Consider the following 20,306-nt stretch of genomic DNA (forward strand, 5'->3'; position numbering starts at 1 on the left):
CACAGAATATGATTTCAGGGGAGAGCATAGCTCTCCCCTTTTGCTCACATCAGCCACGACCAGGCTGACTTGGTGATGGCCGCACCGACCATGTAGCCAAACACCGCCAGTGCCGCCACACCGGCCACCAGCTTCTGACCGCGGGCCGGGCGCTTGAGCGCCATGACTCCCAGACCGATATAGAGTACCAGTGCCATCAGCTTGGCCATCAGCCAGGGTTGTTGACCCGGGCTCAACTGCAAGGCCACCGCCAGCAACACACCAAACAGCAGCAGGAAGGTGTCGTTGATATGCGGCAGGATCTTCAGCCACTTCTGCTGCAACCGATCGCTGCCGGCCAGCGCCAGACTCCAGCGATAGATAAAGAGCAGCAGACTGACCAGCGCCAGCGTCATATGCAGGTGTTTGAACATGGGATAATAGGCAATCATTTTGCTTCCTTGTCGTCGTCGGGTAGCCCGCTGTTCCAGTTGTGGGCATGGATACGCTCCTGCCCCTCCTCGTCGTCTTGCAACAGATCGGAGAGGATCTCCCGGTATTGCAGGCTCTTGTTGATATAAGTGTGTTCGTCGTCCAGATAGTTGACCTGCTCGCGCAACAGCCAGTTATCGTGCTGCTTGAAGGTCTGCCCCGCCCGCCAGGCCTGGTTGGCCCGAAAACCGAGCTGGGTCAGGGCTTCCACCCCCAGATCGACCGCAGAGCCCAGGGTTTCCCGGTGCACGCTTTCGACCCCGTGGCGCAGGATCTCGTGGGCGTGGGGCCGATCCAGCGCGCGCGCCAGGATCTTCAGGTGCGGGAAGTGCTTCTGCACCATCTCGATCACCGCCAGCGAGGTAGCCGGATCGTTGATGGAGAGCACCAGCAGCTTCGCCTTGTGCGCCCCGGCGGCATGGAGCAGGTCGATCCGGCTGGCATCGCCATAGAAGACCTGATAGCCATACTTGCGCAGGGTCTCTATCTGGCTGGCATCCTGCTCGAGGATGGTGGTACCGATGCCGTGACCGTGCAGAAGACGCCCCACGATCTGACCGAAGCGGCCGAAGCCCGCGATGATCACCGGATGCTCCACCAGCTCAGGTTGCTCATGCTGCGGCGCGTCGCTCTGGTTACGGTAATCGAACCAGGGCTGGATCACCCGATCATTGAGGATCAGCAGCAGCGGGGTGAGCGCCATGGAGAGCGCCACCACCAGCGTAAGCAGCGAGATGGTCTCGCCTGGCAGCACCCGGTTCTGGGCGGCAAACGAGAAGAGCACGAAGGCAAACTCACCCCCCTGTGCGAGCGCCAGCGCGAAGGTCCAGCGTTGGCTCGGCGAGATGCGGATGATGAAACCGAGTGCCATCAACACCAGCCATTTGAGCACCATCAGGCCAACCACCAGAGTGGGTATCAGGAAGGGGTGTTCGGCAAACAGCCCGAAGTCGATCCCCGCCCCCACCGACATGAAGAACAGGCCGAGCAGCAAGCCCTTGAACGGCTCTATGTCGGCCTCCAGCTCATGGCGATATTCGCTGTCGGCCAGCACCACACCGGCTAGGAAGGAGCCGAGTGCGGGTGAGAGCCCCACCGACTCCATCAACACAGCGATGGCGATCACCAGCAGCAGAGCAGCGGCGACGAAGATCTCCCGCATATGGGACTGGGCGATGGCACGAAACACCGGCCGCATCAGGTAGTGGCCACCCAGCACGATGCCGGAGATGGCCGCGACCACCAGCAGACCATGCTGCCACCCCGCCAGCTCGGAGCCACCATTGCTGGCGACCGGCGCCATGGCCAGCAGCGGCAGCAGCGCCAGGATCGGAATGACCGCAATATCCTGAAACAGCAGCACCGCAAAGGCGGAGCGACCGCTCTCGCTCTGCATCAGCTTGCGCTCCTGCAGGCTCTGCAACACGATGGCGGTGGAAGAGAGCGCCAGAATGAGGCCGATGGCCAGCCCCTGTTGCAGCGGCAGACTGATCAGGTGCGCCACGCCGGTCAGCGCCGCCGTGGTGAGCAGCACCTGCAGGCCGCCGGTGCCGAGGATCGGCCCCTTCAGCTGCCACAAGAGGGCCGGACGCAATTCAAGACCGACCAGAAACAACATCAGCACCACGCCAAACTCGGCGAAGTGCATCACATCCTTCTGCTCCCCCACCAGCCCCAGCAGAAAGGGGCCTATGATGATCCCCGCCAGCAGGTAGCCGAGCACCGAGCCCAACCCCCAGCGCTTGGCCAGCGGCACCGCGATGACGGCGGCGGAGAGGTAGATAAAGGCATCAAACAGGATCCCGTGGCCCATCAGTCGGCCCTCCGCATGAACATCTGATCCGGCTCATGAGCTCGGCCAACAAGCTGCCCGTGTGTCATCAGAGCACCTCCAGCAAGTCGCGCAGATAAGGACGCCCGGCCAGCTGCTCCGGAGTCAGCTGATCGTCACGCAAGGCGCAAAGCAGCTGACGGTAGTCCTGCCCACAGCGGCGCAGGGCGGCGGGATCCTTGATCTTGTGAAAGGAGTGCAGCACGAAAGGGGGCAGCCAGTTCATGCCGCACAAGGTGGCCGCCTGCTGAAATGGCAGCAGAAAATCGAGCAGCGGTCGGCTGTTGTACCCCTCGCTGCAGTAGGACTCCGGCGCCCCGCCGGTGGTGATGGCGCTCAACCACTGCTTGCCCTTGAGGGCGTGGGCCTCGGGGCCGTAGGCGTAGCCATACTCCAGCACCAGATCCATCCACTCTTTCATGATGGCCGGGCAGGAGTACCAGTAAAACGGGTGCTGGAAGACGATGATGTCGTGCTCACAGAGCAGCGCCTGCTCCCGCTTCACATCGATAAACATGTCGGGATAGTGCTGATAGAGGTCGTGAACCGTGACCCCCTCCAGCCCCTCAATCGCCTGCAACAGCTGCTTGTTGGCCCGCGAGCTCTGCAGCGCGGGATGGGAAAAAATAACCAGAATGCGTTTCATGACCACATCACCCGAACAAAGCCTTGCGGTGCAAGGCGAGGTAAACAGAAAAGGGGAGTCTGGGGAGCTGCATCGTAAAGGTACACAGGAGAGCGACCTTATCAGGAAGCGCCATAGCCTGCCAACTCGGGGATCAGCTCCCGTAGCGCCGGATTGAGGGTCTGGTGGGCGGGATAGCAGAGCCCAATCCGGCGAAACATCCGCGGCCCGCTCACCGGTAGGGTACAGAGACCCGCCTCATCCTCGACCAGCCCGTCCGGCAGAAAACTGATGCCGACCCCCGCCAGCACCAGCGCCATCACCAGCCCCTTGCTCTCGGCCTTGGCCACCAGATTGAGGGTAAGGCGGTCACAGGCCAGCAGGCCGATAGTCTGCTGATGGGCTTCGCAGGGCGGGCACTCAATAAAATCATAATGTTGCAGCTCGGCCAACTCGATCCTTTCGCGGCTGGCCAGGGGGTGATCGACCGGCACGCAGAGCACGTAATCCTCCTCCCACAGCGGCAGAAAGATCTCGTCCTCCCGGCGCAAGGCATCCAGCGTCAAGCGGCAGTCGGCGGGTGTGGTGTAGTCGGAAAGGGTGAGATCCAGCTGCGGCAACACGCGCTGTACTTGCTGCAACAGCCCGGCCACCCGGCGGCGACTCAAGTCCGGCATGATGGCGATATTGAGCCTCGCACGCGTCGCTTTCTGGCGAAACAGCTCCGGCAGACGGCGCGCCTCCTCCACCAGCTTGACCGCGTGAGGATAGAGATAGTGGGCCGGATCTTTCGCCACCACCCCCTTCTTGCCCCGGACAAACAGGCTGTCACCGAGCGCCTCTTCCAGCTGGCGCAGTCCCGCCGAGAGGGAGGGCTGGCTGACGTGGCAGCGCTCGGCCGCCGCCGTGATGTTCTTCTCTTCATAGATGGCGATGAAGAAACGCAGCAATCTCAAGTCCAGCATAAACCAACCATAGTTTTTTCAGATGATAACCAGCGGAAAACAATATTTATCACTTATAGATACAGTGACTATAGTGATTGGGTTCCGTGCTGGCCAGCCACCTGTTTGCTCAAACCGACTCTTGAATCAGAAGGAAAGACCCATGTCCAAATCTCTCGTCGTGATCACCGGTGCCTCCGCCGGGATCGGTGCCGCCATCGCCCGTGCCTTCTCTGCCGCCGGCCATCCGCTGCTGCTGCTGGCCCGCCGGGTCGAGCCGATGCAGGCGCTGAATCTGCCTGATACCCTCTGCATCGGAGTCGATGTGACCGACACCGCTGCCATGAAAGCCGCCGTCCAGCAGGCAGAAGCCCAATTCGGCCCGGTCGGCTGCATGGTCAACAACGCCGGCGTCATGCTGCTGGGTCAGGCCGATGTGCAGGATCCCGCCGAGTGGCAGCAGATGCTCAACATCAACGTGATGGGGGTACTGAACGGCGTCCACGCGGTGCTGGCAGGCATGAAAGAGCGCCGCAGCGGCACCATCATCAACATCAGCTCCATCGCCGGTCGCAAGACCTTCCCGAACCATGCTGCCTACTGCGCCACCAAGTTCGCCGTGCACGCCCTGACCGAGAACATCCGGGAAGAGGTGGCCGATGTCGGCGTGCGGATGGTGACCATTGCCCCGGGTGCGGTCGAGACCGAGCTGCTCAGCCACACCACTGACGAGAGCATCAAGGCCGGTTACCACGACTGGAAAGATCAGATGGGCGGCGTCATTGCGCCGGAAGTGATCGCCGATGCCGTGCTCTACGCCTGGAACCAGCCTGCCAACGTCTGCGTGCGCGAGATCGTGCTGGCGGCGACCCGTCAGCAACCTTAATCCTGGCTGACTGACACCATGGGGAGGGCTTGACCCTCCCCCGGGGCACAGGGTTACCATGTGCCCCTTGTTTTTTCCGAGTCATTCCATGGTTCTCACCCGTCGCCAACTCGATCACGCCCGTCGCTGGCTCCCCTTGTGGAGTCTGGTGCTGGTGTTGATGTCGTTTGGCAGCCGGGCCGCAACCGACCTCTGTACCCTGACTACCCACTGCAGCCAGAGCGAGCGTACCCTGGAAAAAGCGATGCCCTGCGGCAGCTTTACCACCGCCCTCTCGATGACGCTGGTAGGCAGCGACAGCCTGACGGTCGCCGTGCTGGGACCGGATACCCCCGACTTCGCCTCCCCCTCTCTCTTTATGCCGGACGCCCCGTGCGAGCGGCTCGAACGTCCCCCACGCACCCGGATCTGAAACGCATCCCGTATCGGGCGTCTTTTCTTTCAATCTGAGGTGAGTAATGTACAAACCCCTGTTACTGGCCATGCTGGCCGGTACCGTCAGCTTTTCGGCTCTCGCGGCCGAGAAGATGACCGTCTACAAATCCAAATATTGTGGCTGCTGCCAAAGCTGGAACGAGCACATGGAGCAGAATGGCTTCGAACTGGAGGTCATCGAAACCGAACAGCTCGGCGCAGTGAAGCAGCAATACGGTATCGCGCCGGAACTGGCTTCTTGCCATACCGGTATCGTAAATGGCTATGTGATCGAGGGGCATGTACCGGCCGCCGATGTACAAAAGCTGCTCAGGGAAAAACCGGCGATCCGTGGCCTGACCATTCCGGGCATGCCCCAGAGTGCGCCGGGCATGGATATTCCGGGCCATCCCTATGAGGTACTGAGTATCAGCAACGAGGGCGCGACCAACCGCTGGTCGAGCTACCCCGGCTGACGAAAACTGGCCATGAGAGGGCACTCCCATATCATGTGAGGCACACCTGAGCGGACTCTTGCCGCTCATGGCCAGAAAGAGGGCCGCTATCGCGAGATAGCGGCTTTTTTTGATTACATTTCCTGCAATAACAAGGGATTGCTTGCAACCACCGGCAACAAGGGGCAGATTTAACGCCAATTCATGGAGCCGATGCTCAGGTCTGCCAACCCTTTCCAGCGCCAAGGATGCGACATGTTTACCTTTTCCCGAGGAGTTCTGCTGCTAGCCTTTCTGACAGTTCTCCCCCCCACTTATGCCAATGAAGAGCCCGCCATGCTGACAAGCGAACATCCAATCCAGCCGCCCGTGGCCGCCAAACATCCCCGCACCCTGAAAAAACACGGGGATACCCGCATCGACAACTACTACTGGCTGCGTGACGACGAGCGGCAGAAGCCCGAGGTGTTGGACTATCTCAAGGCCGAGAACGCCTATACCGAGGCCATGCTCAAGCCGACCCAACCCCTGCGCGAGCAGCTTTACAAAGAGATGGTCGCCCGCATCCCCCAGCAGGATGAGTCGGTACCCTATGTGAAGAACGGCTACCGCTACCAGACCCGCTATGAGCCGGGCAAGGAGTACGGGATCTATTCGCGCACCAAGCTCGGTGAAGAGCAGGCGAGTCTGCTGCTCGACAGCAACCTGCGAGCCGAGGGGCACGAGTTCTATGCCCTCGGCGCCCTTGAGGTGAGCCGCAACAACCGCTGGCTGGCGGTGGCGGAAGATTTCCTCTCCCGTCGTCAGTACCAGATCCAGTTCCTCGATCTGGAGAGCGGCCAGTGGGCCACCGACAAACTGGAAAATACCTCCGGCAATCTGGTGTGGGCCAACGACAACAAGACCGTCTTCTATGTGCGCAAGCACCCGCAGACCCTGCTGCCCTATCAGGTCTATCGCCATACGCTAGGGACGGATCCGGCCACGGACAAGCTGGTCTACGAGGAGAAGGATGACTCCTTCTACATCAGCCTCTACGCCACCACCTCGGAAGATTTCATCGTCATCGCTCTCTCCAGCACGACTACCGGCGAAGCACGGCTGATCGATGCCAACCAGCCGGAGCACGCCCCACGCCTGTTCCTGCCCCGTCAGGTGGATCACGAATACAGCCTGGATCACTACCGCGGCCGCTTCTATGTGCGCTCCAACAAGGACGGCAAGAACTTCGGCCTCTACGAGACCAAAGAGAGCCCGGTCGATCGCTGGAAGCCGGTGATTGCCCCCAATCCGGAGGTGCTGCTGGAGAGCTACGCCCTGTTCAAGGATTGGCTGGTACTGGAAGAGCGCAACAAGGGGCTGACCCGACTGCGCCAGATCAACTGGCAGAGCGGTGACGAGAAGGAGATCGCCTTCGACGATCCCGCCTATGTCACCTGGCTCGCCTACAACCCGGAGCCGGATACCAGCGCCCTGCGCTATGGCTACTCCTCCATGACCACCCCCGCCTCCACCTATGAGCTGGATATGGCGAGCGGCAAGCGCACCCTGCTCAAGCAGCAGCCGGTGGCAGGCTTCAAGGCCGACCAGTACGCCAGCGAGCGGCTCTGGGTGACCGCCCGCGACGGTGTATCGGTGCCGGTGTCGCTGGTCTATCGCAAGGACAAGTTCAAAAAAGAGCAGGCTGATGCGCCCAAGAATCCGCTGCTGGTCTATGGCTATGGATCCTACGGCGCCAGCATGGATCCCGACTTCAGCAGCTCGCGCCTGAGCCTGCTGGATCGCGGCTTCGTCTACGCCATCGCCCATATCCGGGGTGGCGAAGAGCTGGGCCGTCACTGGTACGAAGATGGCAAACTGCTGAAAAAGCAGAACACCTTCAATGACTTTATCGATGTCACCAAGGCGTTGGTGGAGCAAGGCTACGGTGCTAAAGATCAGGTCTACGCCATGGGCGGCAGCGCCGGTGGTCTGCTGATGGGGGCCGTCATCAATCAGGCGCCCGAACTCTATCGCGGCGTGGTGGCGCAGGTGCCGTTCGTCGATGTGGTCACCACCATGCTGGACGAGTCGATCCCCCTCACCACCGGGGAGTATGACGAGTGGGGCAACCCGAACCAGAAGCGCTACTACGACTACATGAAGAGCTACAGCCCCTACGATCAGGTGAAGGCGCAAGCCTATCCCAACCTGCTGGTCACCACCGGGCTGCACGACTCGCAAGTGCAGTATTGGGAGCCCGCCAAGTGGGTCGCCAAGCTGCGCGAACTGAAGACAGATGATAACAAGTTGTTACTGAACACCGACATGGACGCCGGCCACGGCGGCAAGTCCGGCCGCTTCAAAGCCTACGAGGATATCGCGCTGGAATACGCCTTTATCCTGGATCTGGCCACCCCGGCCAACTGATCTCTCATGACTCCGGCCCTTGTCATTCAAGGGCCGCATAAGAATCCTCTCGTAGTTTTTCCCTCTTCCATTTCCCTCCATATCAAATTAATCTTCGGCAAGAAAATGAATGATCGAGGTCATGTTTCTCAAGATTTAACTCCGCTATTTTGCCATTTCGTTTGATTTATGTTGGGTGAATGTGCTTAATCGGAGTGCTTGCAACTTTTTATTTGGCCCCTCAGGGGCCAATTTATCTTCGACCGACAGGAGGTCGGTAGCCTCACCACAGGATGAGGGTGACTGCCGGAAAAGGGGGGGAATCAACTCCCCCGCTTTCGCGCAACGAGAAGAGCGGGCAAGCCCGGCGCAGAACGGGACTGCCATCAATTTATCCGGGGATCGGATAAACAAAATCAAAGAAAAGGGAGAAAAAATGAAAGGATTAACTTTGGCATGCGCCCTGTCGGCGGCTCTGGTCGGTGTTTCATTCGGTGGTCCGGTACAAGCGCAGGAGCGCTTCGTGACCATAGGCACCGGCGGTCAGACCGGCGTCTACTATGTCGCTGGCCAGTCCATCTGCCGCTTCCTCAATCGCGGCGCCGCCGATCACCAGATCAAGTGCAACGCCCCGGCCAGTGGCGGCGGTGTTGCCAACGTCAACGGCATCCGCAGCGGTGAATTCAACTTCGGCATCATGCAATCCGACCACCAGTTCAAGGCGATGAAGGGGCTGCCGCCGTTCCAGGCCGAAGGGGCCATGGACGATATGCGCGCCGTCTTCTCCCTGCAGAGCGAGGTGTTCACCATCCTGGCTCGCCGCGATGCCAAGATCGCCAGCTTCGACGATCTGAAGGGCAAGCGCGTCAACATCGGCAACCCGGGCTCCGGCCAGCGTGACACCATGGAAGAGATCATGGCGGTCAAAGGCTGGAAGAAGGGTGACTTCGGTCTGGTCTCCGAGCTGAAACCGGCCGAACAGGCCTCCGCCCTCGGTGACAACAACATCGACGCCATGAGCTACTTCGTCGGTCACCCGAACGGTGCCATTCAGGAAGCCTCCACCACCACAGATGCAGTACTGGTACCTGTGACCGGCGCCGACATCGACAAGCTGCTGGCCGAGAAGAGCTACTACAGCAAGGCCGAGATCCCGGGCGGCATCTACAAGGGCAGCGATAAGCCGACCCCCTCCATCGGTGGCAAAGCGGTGCTCTCCACCAGCGCCAAAACCGATCCGGAAGTGGTCTATCAGCTGGTCAAGTCGGTGTTCGACAACCTGGATCGCTTCAAGCGCCTGCACCCTGCCTTTGCCGACCTGAAAGAGGCCGACATGATCAAGGTGGGTCTCTCTGCACCGCTGCATGAAGGGGCTGCCCGCTACTACAAAGAGCGCGGCTGGCTCTGATTAAAGGCCCCGGGGCCTTTGTCACTCTCTTCGACACCCGTCTGCCGCCTGATTGCGGGGGCGGGTGTCGCTCTTGTTGTACTCGTTGGCACAAGTTAACCCTATGCAAGATAAACAACTCTCTACCGAGGAACTGATCGCCCAGGATGTGGGCGCTCGCCTGCCGCTGGGCATCATGGGCTGGCTCATCACAGCACTGGCGCTGGCCTGGTCCCTGTTCCAGCTCTGGATCGCCTCGCCACTCCCCTTCATGGTGGGGTTTGGCGTACTCAATGACACCGAAACCCGCTCCATTCACCTCACCTTTGCTCTGTTGCTGGCTTTTCTGGTGTTCCCGGCATTTCGCTCCTCGCCACGGGATCGGGTTCCCCTCGGCGATATCGCTCTCGGTCTGATCGCTGCTGGCGCCGCCTCTTACCTGTTTGTGATGTATGAAGCACTGGCGCTGCGCCCCGGCACCCTCACCACCGCAGATCTGGTGACCGCCTGCATCGGCATTCCGCTGCTGCTGGAAGCGGCGCGCCGCGCCCTGGGGCCGGCACTGGCGGTCATCGCCATCGTCTTTCTGGTCTACAGCCTGGCGGGCCCCTGGATGCCGGGACTGCTGGCACACCGCGGAGTAGGCTTTACCGCGCTGGCCAACCATCAGTGGATCACCACCGAAGGGGTGTTCGGCATTGCCCTTGGCGTCTCCACCAGCTTCGTGTTCCTGTTCGTGCTGTTCGGCGCCCTGCTGGAGCGGGCCGGTGCCGGTCACTACTTTATCCAGCTCGCCTTCAGCCTGCTCGGACACCTGCGCGGCGGCCCGGCCAAGGCAGCAGTGGTCGCCTCCGGCCTGACCGGTCTGATTTCCGGCTCGTCGATTGCCAACGTGGTGACCACCGGCACCTTCACCATCCCGATGATGAAGAAAGTGGGCTTCAGTTCAGAGAAAGCGGGGGCGGTGGAAGTGGCCTCCTCGGTCAACGGCCAGATCATGCCGCCGGTGATGGGGGCAGCCGCCTTCCTGATGGTGGAGTATGTGGGCATCCCCTATGTGGAGATCATCAAGCACGCCTTCCTGCCTGCCGCCATCTCCTACATAGCGCTGCTCTACATCGTCCATCTGGAGGCGTTGAAACTGGGCATGCAGCCCATCGGCAACCATCAACCCAAACCCTGGCTGCGTCGCCTGACCGGTTTTGCCTTTGGCGCGGCCCTCATCAGCGGCCTGTCACTGGCGGTCTACTATGGCCTCGGCTGGCTCAAACCTGCACTGGGTGACTACGCCCTGCCGGGGATCTCGGTACTGCTGGCTGCCACCTATGTGGCTCTGTTGAAGATCGCCGCCAGCAATGAACCGCTGCCTGCCGAAGATCCCGACAAGCCGCTCACCGAGCTGCCCAACACCCGCGCCGTGCTGCTCTCCGGCCTGCACTTCCTGCTGCCGGTGGTAGTACTGGTGTGGTGCCTGATGGTGGAACGCCTCTCGCCGGGGCTGTCGGCCTTCTGGGGTACCGTGATGCTGGTGATCATCCTGCTGACCCAGCGCCCGCTGCTCAACTGGCTGCGCAAGGACGGCAAGCACGACTACGGCACCGTCGCTGATGGCGTGGTGGATCTGCGGGAAGGGCTGGTTGCCGGTGCCCGCAACATGATCGGTATCGGCATTGCCACCGCCACCGCGGGGATTATCGTGGGTGCGGTCTCCCAGACCGGGGTCGGTCTGGTGCTGGCGGATCTGGTGGAGTTCCTCTCCATGGGCAACCTGCTGCTGATGCTGCTGCTCACCGCCCTGCTGAGCCTGATCCTCGGCATGGGGCTGCCCACTACTGCCAACTACATCGTCGTCTCCAGCCTGCTGGCGCCAGTGGTGGTGACGCTGGGGCAGCAAAACGGGCTGATCGTGCCGCTGATCGCGGTGCACCTGTTCGTCTTCTACTTCGGCATCATGGCGGATGTGACCCCGCCGGTGGGACTGGCTTCCTTCGCGGCTGCCGCTGTCTCCAAGGGCGATCCCATCAAGACCGGGATCACGGCGTTTTACTACAGCCTGCGTACCGCGGCGCTGCCGTTCCTGTTTATCTTCAACACCGATCTGCTGCTGATCGACGTGGACTTCGCCCACGGGGTGCTGATCTTCATCGTGGCGACCATCGCCATGCTGATCTTCGCCGCCGCCACTCAGGGCTGGTTCCTGGTGAAGAGCCGCTGGTACGAGAACGTGCTGCTGTTGCTGGTCGCCTTTACCCTGTTCCGCCCGGGTTTCTGGATGGACATGGTGCACGACCCCTATCGCGAGACCCCGCCTGCCCAGCTGGCCCAAACCATGGGTGAAGTGGAGGCGGAGAGCACCCTGCGGCTGCGGATCCTCGGTGAAGATGCAGTGGGCAAGCCACGCAAGTTCACCCTGCTGGTCGCCGTACCGGATGGGGCAAATGGCGAAGAGCGGCTGGCCAATCTGGGGCTGAGCCTCTATGAGCAGGATGGCAAGACGCTGATCGACAACGTCGCCTTTGGCAGCCCGGCCGCCACCATGGGACTGGAGTTCGATCAGGAGATCCTCACCGTCAAGGCGCCGACCGAGCGCTGGACCAAGGAGTGGATGTGGATCCCGGGCTTCCTGCTGTTCGGGGCGATCGTCTGGCTGCAGCGTCGCCGCAGCGTCAAGGCTGGTTAATCCACCGGGCAGATGAGACAGAGGGCCGCTATTGCGGCCCTCTTTTTATTGCCTTGCCCTCTGCGGCTCTTGCGATGAGCGACAGTCATGGAAAGGGTAAACGGTAGCGAGCGGCCAAAAAAGTGGGGTGACATGTCCATGTCACCCCCTCGCAAATAGCATGTTCCATATTGGAGTCCGGCCGCGCCGGGTCTCTGTTTCACTTTCCGATAGTTCGCGACCCATCTGAAGTGCGCGCCAATTGCAGCGATGCAACTGGCCAGCTACCCGTTACAACCTTCGTCCACACGGCAGACAAGCCGCCGTGTTTGTCCTTGCAACTGAAATATTACGCATAAAAACAAAATAAAAAACGTTTTTATGCTAATTCCATTCACATCAGAGTACAAAAAACAGCCTTATCATCACCGCTAAATTGTTATAAAACAGTAAGATAGATTCATGCATGGTTATTCACCCGCAAAGGGCATCAGCAATGGCTTACAAGGCTTTGCGAGATCTCGCACAAAAAATGGCCACCTCACAGCCAACGCCGCAGTGGCAACCAGTCGCTCAGGCGGGCCACCAGCCGCCTTGACCACCCCTCGGGTTTGCGCGGCAATCCACCCGCCTGCTCCTGCCAGCGAGCCAGCCACGTTCGCAGCGCCTCGCAGATCGGCGGGCAGTGCAGATGCAACATCAGTTCGGTATTGAGAAACAGCGAGCGGGGATCGAGGTTGAGGCTGCCAAACAGAGCCCGATCCTGCCCCAGCAGGATCAGCTTGGCGTGCAGGCTGCCGTGGCCGTGGTCAAACTCGGCGACCCGGATCCCGCGCCGCAGCAACCAGCCGAGATAGCGTTGGTAGGCGCCATAGACCAGCGGCACATCGGTGCTGGCCAGCGAGTTGGTGAGAATGTCGATGGCGACCCCCTGCTGACGCAGCCGCGCCAGACGGTGCCGAAACCCGCGAGTAAGGATGAGGTAAGGGGTCACCAACCCCAGCGAGCCGGGATTGTCAGCCAGCTGCCGCCAGAGCTGACGGGCAGTGGTGGGACGGGAGATAAGCCCCTTGCCGGGACGGTCGAACCACACCTCGGCCCGCCCCTCATGCCATTGCAGCGGCAAATCGCGCTCGTCAAACAACGCCGCAGGCAGATCGTAGACCGTCGCCACCGCCGGATCCGTCATGGTGCACAAGAAGTCGTTGACCACCTCTATTTCGGCGGGCAGCAGCTCGCGGCGCAGCAGATGGCGGATTGGGTGACTCCAGCGGCTGTGCCAGAACTGCTCGAACCCCTGTGCCATCTGCTGGCACAGCCCCCCCTGACAGGCGAGATCGAGATCCACAAAGGGGGCTTGCGGATCCAGACCGAAGTAACGATCGCCTATGTTGCGCCCGCCGATCAGCGCCAGCTTGCCATCCACCAGCAGCAGTTTGTTATGCATCCGGTGGTTGATGCGGCGAAAGCTGAGCAACCCCTCCAGCAGCAGTGCCAGCGGGCGCCAGCCCCGCAGCCAGAAGGGGTTGAACAGCCGTACCTCGATCCCCGGGTAGTGAGCCACCATCTCCAGAAAGCGGTTATCACCGGCATAGAGATCATCCACCAGCAGCTGCACCTTGACGCCGCGCCGAGCGGCGTGGAGCAGCTCGCTCAGCAGCAGCTTGCCGCTGCTGTCCTCTTCCCAGCTGTAGTACTGCGCCTGGATCCGCTCGCGGGCATGACGGATCCAGTGGCAGCGCACCTTGAGCGCCAGCAGGGGATCGTCGATCAGGGCAAAGGATCCGGGGATCATGGTGTCATCCTGCTGTCATGGCCGGGTGTCATAACGCTGGCGAGCCTCTTCACATATTCAAAAGGAGTTGCTGATGGAACTGCATGATACCCCGATGTTGCGCTATCTGGGCCAGCTCAGCCAGCCAGATCTCATCCCGGCCACCGGCCCTGCTCACTGGTTTTTGCAACACAGGGACGGTGGCTGGCAATTGCCGACCGTGCAGGCGACCCTGCCGGTCAACCGGCTCAGGGCTGAGCCGCTTCGATAGCGGCAGCCTTGCCCTCGATCTGGGGCAGGCTGAAACGATAGGCCACGTAGTACTTGTAGATGGTGCCGACATAGTTGATCGGCCCCTGTCCGACTTCGTTGGCCACCAGCTGATCCACGTTGCCGAACCAGACGTTGGGATCGAGCCCCAGCTTCTCCGCCTTGCCTCGCAGCGCCTGCACCCGGTTCGGCCCGGCGTTGTAGGCGGCGAGGGCAAACAGGTGGCGATTGAGCCGATCCAGCTTGGGATCATTGAAGTAGGTATCGAGGATCAACCGCATGTAGCGACAGGCGGCCTCCACATTTCCCTCCAGCGTGGTGAGTCTGGCGCCGTTGATGCCGACCTCCCGCCCCGTACTGGGCAGCAGCTGCATGAGGCCCACGGCCCCCTTGGGCGAACGCGCCTTGGGATTGAGGCCGGACTCCTTGTAACCAAGCGCCGCCAGCATCAGCCAGTCGAGATCGTATTGATTGGCGTACTTCTCCAGCACCTTGCGAATGGTCGCGAGGCGCCCCATGGGATCCGGCGCCAGGATATTGCTCATCTGATCACTGCGAACCAGCAAGCGGCGCAGGGTCATGTCGCTGTAGAGGCTGTTGCGGCTGACGCTCGCCAGATAGCCATTGACCGCCTTGAGCAGCTCGGGGCTGTTCTTGCGCAGCGCCCAGGCACTGGTGCCGTTGCTGCGCAGGGGGATCAGCTTGTGGGCCTTGAGGCCGGAGATCATGCCACCCAGCCAGATCCGCCCCTTGTAGCTGTCAGTCACCGTCAGGGGAATAATGCCGGCAGCCACCATCTCCAGCAGATCGCCATCCTGCAGGTATTCGGGCACCGTCTCGATATAGACGGGGGGCAGCCCCAGCTCGCGAAACAGCCAGTTGAGCTGGCGCAGACTCTCGTAGTAGCTGGAGCTGGCGCGCACCCAGACCCGCCTGCCGGAGAGCTGGGTAATGCGGCTGAAGGCGGGCAGGCTCTGCTGGCTCACCACCCACTCCTCGATGGATGAAATGAGCGGCCGGGAGAAGGCCACCTGTTCACGCCGGGTCGGGGTCACCGTCATGGTCGCCGCCACCAGATCGCCACGCCCCTCAGTCAGATAGTCCAGCAGCTTGTCTTGGCGCACCGGGATGTAGACCACCTTGAGTTTGACCTTCTCTTTGGCGAGATAGGTCTTGTTCAGCCAGCGTTCGAACCCTTGCAGCTGATTGACCAGAATGCCGTACTGGGCGCCGCGATCGAGAAAGTAGAAGCCGCGCTCATAGACCACCAGAGCCCTGAGTTCGCGCTTTTGCAGAATGCTTTCGAGGTCCCCGGGTTGGGGCAGACGCTGTGGCTTGAGTTCAGCCGCCAGCAGGGGAAAACAGCAGAGGGCCAGCAGCGCCCAGATCCAGCGTCGCATCACGATGGCTGCCCCTGTGCTGACGTCACACCTGCTGCCTGTTGGCAGCACGGATCACGATAGAGGGTGGGATTGGGGGCAGAGATCCATCGCTGCGTCATGATGTTTGCGCCTTCTGTTGGCCGACTCGCGCCGGGCAAAAACGTCTGTGGGATAGAGTAACTATAGAACGCCGACCCACAGCAGAAGGGTCAACACGGCAGGCAAACCTGCCGCGTTATCAGACAACTCAGATAGAGCGGGCCCGCATTTCGAAAATCAGTTTTTCGGCGGTGCAGGTGAATTGCAGGCGGGCTTTCAGGATCACGCCGTTGGCGCCCTGGGTCAGTTCGCTGCTCACTTGAGCTTCGGCAGTGACCTGTTTGGCCAGTGCTTCATAGGCAGCCAGCTTGGCGCGGGCATCAGCCTCGGCAGCGGCTTCAATCACCAGATCCATCACATCGTCGCCTTCGCCGATGATGGTGCCGATCTCGGCAAAACAGCCACAGCTGTCACAGGTTTCGTTCAGTTCAACTTTCTCGTCTACAGACATTTTCTACTCCTACTGCTTATTTCGGATGATTTGCGTCGTCACGCATCGCCTTGCGAAAATCTTTGATGGCGGTACCCAGATCCTCACCTGCACTGGCAAGACGCTTGCTGCCGAAGACCAGCACAACGACCAGCAAGAGGATCAGCATATGCCAGATATGAATTCCACCGAGTCCCATAGGGATACTCCCTCACAAAGAGATATCTGTTACTTGTATCAAAATAGAGCGCAGGGATTGTTGGGCAAAATCAAGGCAGGTGCAAGTGAGCAAATAAATCATAGCCAAAAAATAGGGCGACCCTGAGGTCGCCATATTGATTGTGCTACATGTCCCCTCAACCGCTACATCCTGTACCAGTGGTTCATGCGAACCTGAGACCATTCGAGGATAAGATCGCCAAGATATGAAAACAAATGGTATAAATTCATCTTAGAATTGAAGAGGATTCATATCATGCTGCTGGAACAACTGGGTCGCATCGACCTCAATTTGCTGATTATCCTGCAGGTACTGCTGGAAGAGCGCAACGGCAGCAAGGCGGCACGCCGCCTTCATCTGAGCCAGTCCGCGGTCAGTAAAGCCCTCGGCCGTCTGCGCGATACCTTCAATGATCCCCTCTTCATCCGCTCCGCCTACGGCCTGGAACCCACCGGCCGAGCCCTTGCGCTGCAACAACAGTTGCAACCCATCTTGCTGTCGCTGGATAACCTGATCCAGCCGCCCGAGTTCGACCCCGCCAGCTCGGAGCGGGAGTTCGTTATCGCCAGCATGGACAGCGCCTTCACCCTGTTTGCCCCGCTCTACCTGAGCGAGCTGAAGCGGCAGGCACCACGGATCCGCTTGCGTTACGAGGAGTGGACCGAGAACAGTCTGACCGAGATGAGTCAGGGACAGGTGGACATCGCCTTCGCGGTGCGAGAGAACTGCATCAGCTCCGATTATCGGCTCGATACCCTGCCCGACAGCATCTGTCAGCGAGTGCTGGCGGTCGATGATCTCACCTGTCTGGTGCAGCAGCACCACCCCGCGCTGCGAGAGCCCAACTGGAATCTGGAGCACTACCTCAGTTATCCCCATGTGCAGACTTACTGCGAGGGGCGGGACCGCTGGATGCTGGATCACAAGCTGGCAGAGCAGGATCTCTACCGGCGTATCGAGGCAACCGTGCCCTCCTTCGAGGCGGCGCTGCGGATGGGGATGCACTCCGACATGATAGTGACGCTCTCCAGGCTCTACGCTCGCCACGCCACCCAGGTCTATCCGCTGTTGCAGTTGCCGCTGCCCATCGGGTTGGACAGCATCTCCCATCTGCTCATCTGGCATCAGCGTCACAGCGAGGATCCGGGCCACCGCTGGCTGCGGGAGCTGCTGCTGTCCCTCATCATGAGCAAACTGGAACCTGCAGCGACCACTCACGGGTGACGGCACGCCTTCTCGGCGGCACAAAAAACGGGGCTCTGCGAAGCCCCGTTTCATTCACTTCAAGATGTAAACCGCTCAGCCCTGGCCGGTCACTGCCAGATAGTGATGTACCCCGTCCAGCAACATCTGGACCGAGATCATCACCAGCAGCATGCCCATCAGCCGCTCCACCGCAGTGAGTCCCCGCTCACCCAGCAGCTTGTTGAATACCTCGTAGAACATCAGGATCACCGCACTGGCAGCCCAGGCCAGAAAGAGTGCCAGCGACCAGTCCACCATCCGGGTCGGCTCCTGATTGGCCAGCAGCATCAAAGAGGCGAGGATCGACGGACCGGCGATCATCGGGATCGCCATCGGCACCAGGAAGGGCTCCTCGCCCGCCGCCAGCCCGGTCACGCCACCTTCACTCGGGAAGATCATCTTGATGGCGATCAGGAACAGGATAATGCCCCCCGCAATGCTGACCGCCTCCTGCCGCAGGTTGAGGAAGCCGAGGATCTGCTGACCGACGAACAGGAACAGCATCATGATGGCCAGCGAGAAGAGCAGCTCGCGGATCATCACCTTGCGACGTCGCTTGGGATCGATATGACGCAGGATAGAGAGGAAGACCGGCAGGTTGCCCAGCGGGTCCATGATCAGAAACAGCATGACTGCGGCAGAGAAAGTATCCATACAACGCCCGGGCTACGCCCTGAATAGGGAAAAGAGAGGGGGCGAAATATAGCAAAGGGCGAAGAATTGAGCGAGCGCCATGATGCGCTCGCAGCGGGATTAACCGTGGTTGCAGATCTTGTCGGCGCGGGTCTGGAAACCCTCGGCGGAGTCGATGAATTTGCCGCGGGCAGCCAGAAAGTCGATCAGCGCCTCCGCATCCATCTCGTTGGCACTACAGGTATGAAAACGGGCCTCGGCACCGAACCGCTCGGCCATCGCCTGTTTCAGGCTGGCACGGGTAAATTGCCCCCCTTGTGCCAACATCATTTTCATCACTTCGTGACCATGAACCGATTGCGACATCTCTCACCTCAATAATTAACATATTTAATGCCAATTAAATCTCTCCCCGCCCGGAGGGATCTTGATATAGGCCAATAAATTGCGCATTTCCTGGTCAGGGGAGTGGTCACCGCCACCGCTTTGTCGATAATGTGGCAACCCGCGTCAGGGATCGCTACACTGGCGCCCCTTTTTGGCCATCGCAGACAATGTATAAGGATATTGGCGTCATGCTGTTCCATGGAGAGGCTCTCAAGCCCTGGCAGATCTGGACCCGCCGACCACTCTGGCTCAAGACCCTGATCGGCATGCTGACAGGGGTGGGTCTGGGCGTCGGCTTTGAAGAGCAAGCCCTGCTGCTCAAGCCCCTTGGCGTCCTGTTCGTCAACACCATCCAGATGCTGATGGTGCCCCTCATTTTCTGCTCGGTCATCGCCGGTCTCACCTCGCTGCTCAAGGGCAAGGCTCTCGATCGCATCGGCAGCAAGGCGATCTGCCTATACTTCTGCTCGACCGCCATCGCCATCTGCATCGGCCTGATGATGGGCTGGCTGCTGGAGCCCGGCATGGGTGCCGACATGGGCCCCTATGAGCGGATCGGTATGTCGGAACCACCCACCCTGGCCAGCGTGCTGAGCCATCTGGTGCCGAGCAACCCGGTACAGGCGATGGTGGATGGCAAGATCCTGCAAGTGATCGTCTTTGCGGTGGCGCTGGCGGTCGCCCTCAATGCCAGCGGTCGCAGTGGCCGCCCCGCCATCCTCTTCTTCACCTCGCTGGCAGAGGGGATGTTCAAGCTGACCCAGATGGTGATGGCGCTTGCCCCTTACGGTGTCTGTGCCCTGATGGCCTGGATGACCGGCAAGTACGGTCTCGACCTGCTGCTGCCGCTGCTCAAGGTGATCGGCGCCGTCTACCTCGGCTGTCTGCTGCACGTGCTCGGGGTCTACAGCACCCTGCTGCTCCTGCTGGCACGGCTCAATCCGCTGCACTACTTCAAGAGCATCGTTGACGCCCAGGCGGTTGCGTTTACCAGCAGCTCCAGCAACTCCACCCTGCCCATCAGTCTGGCATGCGCCGAGAAGCGGCTGGGAGTCTCCCCCGCCATCACCGCCAAGGTGCTGCCCATCGGCGCCACCATCAACATGGATGGCACCGCCCTCTATCAGGGAGTGACTGCGCTGTTCGTAGCTCAGGCATTCGGGGTAGAGCTGCACATGGTCGATTATCTGACCATCATCAGCATCGCCACCCTGGCCAGTATCGGCACCGCAGGCACCCCGGGCACCGGGTTGATGCTGCTGACCCTGACCCTGACGGCGGTGGGCTTGCCACTGGAAGGGGTGGCACTGATTGCAGGCATTGACCGGATCCTCGACATGGCGCGCACCACGGTCAACGTATCGGGGGATATTCTGGTGTCGGTGCTGATCGCCCGCAGCGAAAACGAGCTGGATCTGGCGACCTATCACGATGCCAGCGCAGGGGAAGATATCGAGTTCCCGCCGCGCTAGCGGGAGAAAGATCAGCTGTCGTGGGGATCGTGATGACAGCGCCAGCAGACGTCGAAGTTGGCGCCGTTCTCCTCCCCGCACTGGCCGCACAGCCAGCCGTTACCCTGACGCTGCTGGTAACGCTCGATGACCCGTCCTGCCTTGCTGCGATCCTCGGCCCGCACCATCAGGGTCACCTGCAACATGTCGACCGGCAGCTCGCCAAGGGCGCCCGACAGCCCCTCGCCATTGAGGCGCACCAGCACCCCTTCCGCCTCCAGCGCCCCTTTCAACGCGTGCGCCTCCAGGGTGTGTGAGGCGCGATAGAGATTGATCCAGTTATCCATAGCTCCCC

The 20,306-nt window shown here is 60.7% G+C and carries 20 protein-coding genes; 9 read left to right on the forward strand and 11 right to left on the reverse strand.

The features are described 5' to 3' along the window. Positions 1-44: 44 nt before the first annotated feature. The 4 genes from AB5Y84_RS08365 to AB5Y84_RS08380 form a co-directional block, all read right to left on the reverse strand. Complete coding sequence (locus AB5Y84_RS08365) at positions 45-431, reverse strand: SirB2 family protein (RefSeq protein ID WP_111900333.1); 387 nt, start codon at positions 429-431, stop codon at positions 45-47. Next, positions 428-2,284 (reverse strand): monovalent cation:proton antiporter-2 (CPA2) family protein, encoded by a 1,857-nt coding sequence (locus tag AB5Y84_RS08370; protein WP_368176756.1) that lies wholly within the window; start codon positions 2,282-2,284, stop codon positions 428-430. The genes AB5Y84_RS08365 and AB5Y84_RS08370 overlap by 4 nt, the downstream gene beginning before the upstream one ends. Positions 2,285-2,351: 67 nt before the next feature. After that, positions 2,352-2,948, reverse strand: a complete 597-nt coding sequence (locus tag AB5Y84_RS08375; protein WP_005339958.1) for an NAD(P)H-dependent oxidoreductase — start codon at positions 2,946-2,948, stop codon at positions 2,352-2,354. 101 nt (positions 2,949-3,049) lie between these two features. Beyond that, positions 3,050-3,892, reverse strand: a complete 843-nt coding sequence (locus tag AB5Y84_RS08380; RefSeq protein ID WP_005339957.1) for a LysR family transcriptional regulator — start codon at positions 3,890-3,892, stop codon at positions 3,050-3,052. A 142-nt stretch (positions 3,893-4,034) separates the two neighbouring features. Between AB5Y84_RS08380 and AB5Y84_RS08385 the strand changes: the two genes are divergently transcribed. From AB5Y84_RS08385 to AB5Y84_RS08410, 6 genes are all read left to right on the forward strand, one after another. Further along, positions 4,035-4,757, forward strand: coding sequence for an SDR family oxidoreductase (locus AB5Y84_RS08385; RefSeq protein ID WP_019444689.1), 723 nt, complete (start codon positions 4,035-4,037; stop codon positions 4,755-4,757). Positions 4,758-4,845: 88 nt separating this feature from the next. Further along, positions 4,846-5,169 carry a hypothetical protein gene (locus AB5Y84_RS08390; RefSeq protein WP_368176757.1) on the forward strand — a complete coding sequence of 108 codons (324 nt, stop codon included), beginning with the start codon at positions 4,846-4,848 and terminating at the stop codon, positions 5,167-5,169. 46 nt (positions 5,170-5,215) lie between these two features. Further along, positions 5,216-5,647, forward strand: a complete 432-nt coding sequence (locus tag AB5Y84_RS08395) for a DUF411 domain-containing protein (RefSeq protein WP_005339953.1) — start codon at positions 5,216-5,218, stop codon at positions 5,645-5,647. 234 nt (positions 5,648-5,881) lie between these two features. Then, positions 5,882-8,035 (forward strand): S9 family peptidase, encoded by a 2,154-nt coding sequence (locus tag AB5Y84_RS08400; protein WP_204480767.1) that lies wholly within the window; start codon positions 5,882-5,884, stop codon positions 8,033-8,035. Positions 8,036-8,450: 415 nt separating this feature from the next. Continuing rightward, positions 8,451-9,422, forward strand: coding sequence for a TAXI family TRAP transporter solute-binding subunit (locus AB5Y84_RS08405; protein ID WP_005339950.1), 972 nt, complete (start codon positions 8,451-8,453; stop codon positions 9,420-9,422). A gap of 103 nt (positions 9,423-9,525) precedes the next feature. Next, on the forward strand, positions 9,526-12,081 hold the full coding sequence (locus AB5Y84_RS08410) for a TRAP transporter permease (RefSeq protein WP_139732151.1): 2,556 nt from the start codon (positions 9,526-9,528) through the stop codon (positions 12,079-12,081). 520 nt (positions 12,082-12,601) lie between these two features. Here the strand turns inward: AB5Y84_RS08410 and AB5Y84_RS08415 are convergent. Then, positions 12,602-13,855 carry a phosphatidylserine/phosphatidylglycerophosphate/cardiolipin synthase family protein gene (locus AB5Y84_RS08415; RefSeq protein WP_368176758.1) on the reverse strand — a complete coding sequence of 418 codons (1,254 nt, stop codon included), beginning with the start codon at positions 13,853-13,855 and terminating at the stop codon, positions 12,602-12,604. A 73-nt stretch (positions 13,856-13,928) separates the two neighbouring features. Between AB5Y84_RS08415 and AB5Y84_RS08420 the strand changes: the two genes are divergently transcribed. Then, positions 13,929-14,105, forward strand: a complete 177-nt coding sequence (locus AB5Y84_RS08420) for a hypothetical protein (RefSeq protein ID WP_005339947.1) — start codon at positions 13,929-13,931, stop codon at positions 14,103-14,105. On the opposite strand, the gene AB5Y84_RS08425 is transcribed toward AB5Y84_RS08420, so the two are convergent. From AB5Y84_RS08425 to tatA, 3 genes are all read right to left on the reverse strand, one after another. Beyond that, positions 14,083-15,504, reverse strand: coding sequence for a lytic transglycosylase F (locus AB5Y84_RS08425; RefSeq protein WP_021231555.1), 1,422 nt, complete (start codon positions 15,502-15,504; stop codon positions 14,083-14,085). The two genes, AB5Y84_RS08420 and AB5Y84_RS08425, sit on opposite strands and share 23 nt — an antisense overlap. A gap of 229 nt (positions 15,505-15,733) precedes the next feature. Then, on the reverse strand, positions 15,734-16,036 hold the full coding sequence (locus AB5Y84_RS08430) for a YfcZ/YiiS family protein (RefSeq protein ID WP_005339945.1): 303 nt from the start codon (positions 16,034-16,036) through the stop codon (positions 15,734-15,736). A 16-nt stretch (positions 16,037-16,052) separates the two neighbouring features. Further along, the gene (gene tatA, locus AB5Y84_RS08435; protein ID WP_005339944.1) at positions 16,053-16,214 is read right to left on the reverse strand and encodes a twin-arginine translocase TatA/TatE family subunit; all 162 of its coding nucleotides are present in this window, start codon (positions 16,212-16,214) and stop codon (positions 16,053-16,055) included. A gap of 276 nt (positions 16,215-16,490) precedes the next feature. Here tatA and AB5Y84_RS08440 point away from each other — a divergent pair, with 276 nt between their 5' ends. Next, the gene (locus tag AB5Y84_RS08440) at positions 16,491-17,459 is read left to right on the forward strand and encodes a LysR family transcriptional regulator (RefSeq protein ID WP_005357635.1); all 969 of its coding nucleotides are present in this window, start codon (positions 16,491-16,493) and stop codon (positions 17,457-17,459) included. A gap of 75 nt (positions 17,460-17,534) precedes the next feature. Here the strand turns inward: AB5Y84_RS08440 and AB5Y84_RS08445 are convergent, their stop codons facing one another. Then, positions 17,535-18,134, reverse strand: coding sequence for a YhgN family NAAT transporter (locus AB5Y84_RS08445; RefSeq protein WP_139735873.1), 600 nt, complete (start codon positions 18,132-18,134; stop codon positions 17,535-17,537). 99 nt (positions 18,135-18,233) lie between these two features. Next, positions 18,234-18,479 (reverse strand): YecH family metal-binding protein, encoded by a 246-nt coding sequence (locus AB5Y84_RS08450; RefSeq protein WP_164537861.1) that lies wholly within the window; start codon positions 18,477-18,479, stop codon positions 18,234-18,236. A gap of 209 nt (positions 18,480-18,688) precedes the next feature. On the opposite strand from AB5Y84_RS08450, the gene AB5Y84_RS08455 reads away from it, so the two are divergent. Further along, a complete protein-coding gene (locus AB5Y84_RS08455; protein WP_368176759.1) occupies positions 18,689-19,972 on the forward strand; it encodes a dicarboxylate/amino acid:cation symporter in 1,284 nt (427 codons plus the stop codon). Positions 19,973-19,983: 11 nt separating this feature from the next. On the opposite strand, the gene AB5Y84_RS08460 is transcribed toward AB5Y84_RS08455, so the two are convergent. Continuing rightward, the gene (locus AB5Y84_RS08460; RefSeq protein WP_005339933.1) at positions 19,984-20,298 is read right to left on the reverse strand and encodes a DUF2007 domain-containing protein; all 315 of its coding nucleotides are present in this window, start codon (positions 20,296-20,298) and stop codon (positions 19,984-19,986) included. Between the last annotated feature and the right edge of the window lie 8 nt (positions 20,299-20,306).

The sequence above is a fragment of the Aeromonas sp. s11 genome (genome assembly GCF_040907945.1).
In the GTDB taxonomy this organism is placed as follows: Bacteria; Pseudomonadota; Gammaproteobacteria; order Enterobacterales; family Aeromonadaceae; genus Aeromonas; species Aeromonas veronii.

Coding starts and splice junctions, on each gene's coding strand:
- AB5Y84_RS08400 (WP_204480767.1), top strand. CDS start 5,882: ATGTTTACCTTTTCCCGAGGAGTTCTGCTGCTAGCCTTTCTGACAGTT.
- AB5Y84_RS08385 (WP_019444689.1), top strand. CDS start 4,035: ATGTCCAAATCTCTCGTCGTGATCACCGGTGCCTCCGCCGGGATCGGT.
- AB5Y84_RS08365 (WP_111900333.1), bottom strand. CDS start 431: ATGATTGCCTATTATCCCATGTTCAAACACCTGCATATGACGCTGGCG.
- AB5Y84_RS08380 (WP_005339957.1), bottom strand. CDS start 3,892: ATGCTGGACTTGAGATTGCTGCGTTTCTTCATCGCCATCTATGAAGAG.
- AB5Y84_RS08445 (WP_139735873.1), bottom strand. CDS start 18,134: ATGGATACTTTCTCTGCCGCAGTCATGCTGTTTCTGATCATGGACCCG.
- AB5Y84_RS08390 (WP_368176757.1), top strand. CDS start 4,846: ATGGTTCTCACCCGTCGCCAACTCGATCACGCCCGTCGCTGGCTCCCC.
- AB5Y84_RS08460 (WP_005339933.1), bottom strand. CDS start 20,298: ATGGATAACTGGATCAATCTCTATCGCGCCTCACACACCCTGGAGGCG.
- AB5Y84_RS08450 (WP_164537861.1), bottom strand. CDS start 18,479: ATGTCGCAATCGGTTCATGGTCACGAAGTGATGAAAATGATGTTGGCA.
- AB5Y84_RS08405 (WP_005339950.1), top strand. CDS start 8,451: ATGAAAGGATTAACTTTGGCATGCGCCCTGTCGGCGGCTCTGGTCGGT.
- AB5Y84_RS08420 (WP_005339947.1), top strand. CDS start 13,929: ATGGAACTGCATGATACCCCGATGTTGCGCTATCTGGGCCAGCTCAGC.
- tatA (WP_005339944.1), bottom strand. CDS start 16,214: ATGGGACTCGGTGGAATTCATATCTGGCATATGCTGATCCTCTTGCTG.
- AB5Y84_RS08455 (WP_368176759.1), top strand. CDS start 18,689: ATGCTGTTCCATGGAGAGGCTCTCAAGCCCTGGCAGATCTGGACCCGC.
- AB5Y84_RS08440 (WP_005357635.1), top strand. CDS start 16,491: ATGCTGCTGGAACAACTGGGTCGCATCGACCTCAATTTGCTGATTATC.
- AB5Y84_RS08425 (WP_021231555.1), bottom strand. CDS start 15,504: ATGCGACGCTGGATCTGGGCGCTGCTGGCCCTCTGCTGTTTTCCCCTG.
- AB5Y84_RS08395 (WP_005339953.1), top strand. CDS start 5,216: ATGTACAAACCCCTGTTACTGGCCATGCTGGCCGGTACCGTCAGCTTT.
- AB5Y84_RS08430 (WP_005339945.1), bottom strand. CDS start 16,036: ATGTCTGTAGACGAGAAAGTTGAACTGAACGAAACCTGTGACAGCTGT.
- AB5Y84_RS08375 (WP_005339958.1), bottom strand. CDS start 2,948: ATGAAACGCATTCTGGTTATTTTTTCCCATCCCGCGCTGCAGAGCTCG.
- AB5Y84_RS08370 (WP_368176756.1), bottom strand. CDS start 2,284: ATGGGCCACGGGATCCTGTTTGATGCCTTTATCTACCTCTCCGCCGCC.
- AB5Y84_RS08410 (WP_139732151.1), top strand. CDS start 9,526: ATGCAAGATAAACAACTCTCTACCGAGGAACTGATCGCCCAGGATGTG.
- AB5Y84_RS08415 (WP_368176758.1), bottom strand. CDS start 13,855: ATGATCCCCGGATCCTTTGCCCTGATCGACGATCCCCTGCTGGCGCTC.